Origin of the sequence: Tardiphaga sp. (assembly GCF_025356345.1) — a bacterium.
Lineage (GTDB): Bacteria > Pseudomonadota > Alphaproteobacteria > Rhizobiales > Xanthobacteraceae > Tardiphaga.
The window spans coordinates 1-2,619 of the sequence record NZ_JANXTC010000262.1 but is presented as its reverse complement, the minus strand read 5'-3'; the positions used below and the strand labels follow the sequence as shown (position 1 = coordinate 2,619).

Sequence of the window (2,619 nt, the reverse complement as noted above, 5' to 3'; positions counted from 1 at the left end):
CGCTGGTCGGCACCGCGATGACCGGCCTGCTGTTGCGCGCGCTGTTCACGGGCGAGATGGCCGGCGTGGTGTTCATCGTTGGCTTCGGCGCGCTGTTTGGTTGGCAGATCGGCGGCTTTGTCCGGCGCAACCGGCCGCGCGACTACACGTTTTATCAGGTGCCTGGCGAGTTGCTGCGGTAGGAGCTTGTTACGGCCGCACCACCAGCACCGAGCAGGTGGCGTAGCGCACCACATGGCCGGCGTTGGAGCCAAGGAAATAGGTGCGCATCGCAGGGCGGTGCGAGGTCATCACGATCAGATCGGCCTTGATCGCCGCGGCCTCTTCGAGGATCTCGTGATAGATGCCGCCCTGCCGCACCACATGGGTGACCCTGTCGGTCTCGATGCCGCAATCGCGCGCAAAGGCAGCGAGGGCCTCTTCCGACGCGCCGCGCTGCTGGGTATCGAAATCCGCGGGCACATACTCGGCCAGCATCACCGGCGTCATAGGCAGCACATTGAGCAGTCGCACGCGGCCGCCAAAGGTTTTCGACAGTATTGCCGCATGGGCGATGGCGGGTTTGGCGATCTCGGTTTCGGCGAGATCGATCGGGATCAGAATGGATTGATACATCTGCGGCTCCCTGTGCGCCTTAGCGTAGCACGGAGGAAAGCAGGTGTTGGCTTCTATTCGGCGCCTTTCAGCAGTTTCGGGCTGACATAATGCAGCAGGCGGCCGCCGCGGAAGGCAATGTCGTCCCAGTCCTCGATCGGAAACTCGATTACCACCAGGCCGGAGGTTGGCAGGTTGTTGTCGAGGGCGGCGCGGCCTTCGTCGTCGCCGCGGCCGATCAGGCCGATCGCCAGCTCATGCAGGCCGGGATTGTGGCCGATGATCATCAGATGTTGCGGGTCTTCGCTGGCGGCGCCGCGGATCACCGCCAGCAGTTCGGCGGGGCCGGCGCCGTACAATTCCTCGAGATGCGCCACGGCGGGGACCATGCCGGTCATGGCGGCCGCGGCGAGATCCCAGGTCTGCCGGGCCCGGATAGCGGTGGAAACACAGACCAGATCCGGCAGCGGCGGGTGTCGCTTCAGCCAGCCGCCCATGGTGGCGGCGTCGATCTGGCCGCGGTCGTCGAGCCGGCGGTCGAAATCGCGCCCGCTTGGCGCGTCGGTTTCGGTCTTGGCGTGACGCAGCAACAGCAAACGGCGCATGGCGCGGTCTCGATTCAGCGAGAGGCAGGCCGGCGCGGCTGCGCCGGTCACACCTGCGGATTAATCGACATGGCAGGTGAGGACAAGGTGACAAGCGCCTGACGGGTCCGTAAGAAAACGCCATGACCTCAGCTTCCACGGGCGCGGCTTCAACCGATGCGACATTTGGACCCGACACCGACCCGGCGGAGCGCGCGCGGCTGACCTCCAGCCTCGATGTCGATGTCTGCGTCGTCGGCGCCGGTCTGGCCGGACTGACCGTGGCGCTGGAAGCCGCCCGGCAGGGCGCCAGCGTCGCGGTGCTGGAAGGCCGCCATGTCGGCTGGAACGCGTCCGGAAACCAGCTCGGCACGGTGATGCCGGGTTTCGGGCTGCCGTTGCCGGATCTGATTGCGCGCGTCGGCTTCGAGGACGCGCGCGAACTGTGGGCGTTGTCGCAAATGGGCGCCGATTATGTCCGCGCCAATGCATCCGAGCAGCTGATGCCGGGCATAGGCCTCAGCGAGGGCGCCTTGCAAGTGTCCTGCGTCGATGTCGGCGAGCGCCTGATCGCCCGGCTACAGATGCTCAGCGAGGATTTTGCTACCGAGGTCGAGGGCTGGCAGGTCGACCGCGTCCGCGACGTGCTAAGGACCGAGCGCTATTTTCACGGCGTGTATTATCCGAACGCGTTCCAGATTGACGGTCGGCGCTATCTCACCGGGTTGGTTGGGCTGGCGAAGCAGGCGGGGGTACGGATCTTCGAGGACACGCCGGTCGTCAGCTTCGATGCCGCCGGCATCCGCAAGCGCATCGTGACGCCGTCGGCCAGCTTGCGCGCCTCGCATATCGTGCTGGCCGGCAACATTCATCTCGGCGCCCCCGCGCAGCGGCTGTCCGATACGTTGCTGCCGGTGTGGCGTTATGCGGCGGTGACCGAGCCGCTCGGCGCGCGTCTTTCCGAAGTGATGACGTTCCAGGGCTCGGTGACGGATACCGACGGCATCGATCATTTTCGCATTGTCGATGGCGACCGGCTGATGTGGTCGAGCCCGGAGACCACCTGGGCGGGGCGGCCAGCGCGTCATGCCGGGGCCATCGCGCGGCGCATCCGCACCGTGTTTCCGAAACTCGGCAGCGTTACCATCGCGGAAAGCTTCAGCGGCGCGATCGGGCAGACCGTGCACGGCATGCCACAGATTGGGCAATTGCGTCGCGGCCTGTGGGTCGCCAGCGGCTTTGGCCGACAGGGCCTCAACACCACGGCGATGGCTGGCCAGTTGATCGCCTCCGGCATCATCGCGGGCGACGAGCGCTGGCGGCAGTTCGCTCCGTTCGAGCTGGTCTGGGCGGGCGGCGTCGCCGGCCGCATCGCCGGCCACGCCATCGGCCAGTGGGAACGCCAGAGCGTGGCACTGGGCGGCGTGCTGGCGCGTTACCG

3 protein-coding genes and 1 pseudogene are annotated in these 2,619 nt (G+C 66.6%); 2 read left to right on the top strand and 2 right to left on the bottom strand.

What is annotated here, in order from left to right:
• A pseudogene (locus Q0S16_RS16075) lies at positions 1 to 182 on the top strand (hypothetical protein); the annotation flags it as partial.
• A gap of 7 nt (positions 183 to 189) precedes the next feature.
• Here the strand turns inward: Q0S16_RS16075 and Q0S16_RS16070 are convergent.
• Both Q0S16_RS16070 and Q0S16_RS16065 read right to left on the bottom strand, forming a co-directional pair.
• Positions 190 to 615 (bottom strand): universal stress protein, encoded by a 426-nt coding sequence (locus tag Q0S16_RS16070; RefSeq protein WP_295850001.1) that lies wholly within the window; start codon positions 613 to 615, stop codon positions 190 to 192.
• Between the two features lie 53 nt (positions 616 to 668).
• Positions 669 to 1,199 (bottom strand): histidine phosphatase family protein, encoded by a 531-nt coding sequence (locus tag Q0S16_RS16065; protein WP_295850000.1) that lies wholly within the window; start codon positions 1,197 to 1,199, stop codon positions 669 to 671.
• 122 nt (positions 1,200 to 1,321) lie between these two features.
• Here Q0S16_RS16065 and Q0S16_RS16060 point away from each other — a divergent pair.
• The coding region (locus Q0S16_RS16060; protein ID WP_295849999.1) for an FAD-dependent oxidoreductase at positions 1,322 to 2,619 on the top strand (1,298 nt) is incomplete at its 3' end.

Coding starts and splice junctions, on each gene's coding strand:
- Q0S16_RS16070 (WP_295850001.1), bottom strand. CDS start 615: ATGTATCAATCCATTCTGATCCCGATCGATCTCGCCGAAACCGAGATC.
- Q0S16_RS16065 (WP_295850000.1), bottom strand. CDS start 1,199: ATGCGCCGTTTGCTGTTGCTGCGTCACGCCAAGACCGAAACCGACGCG.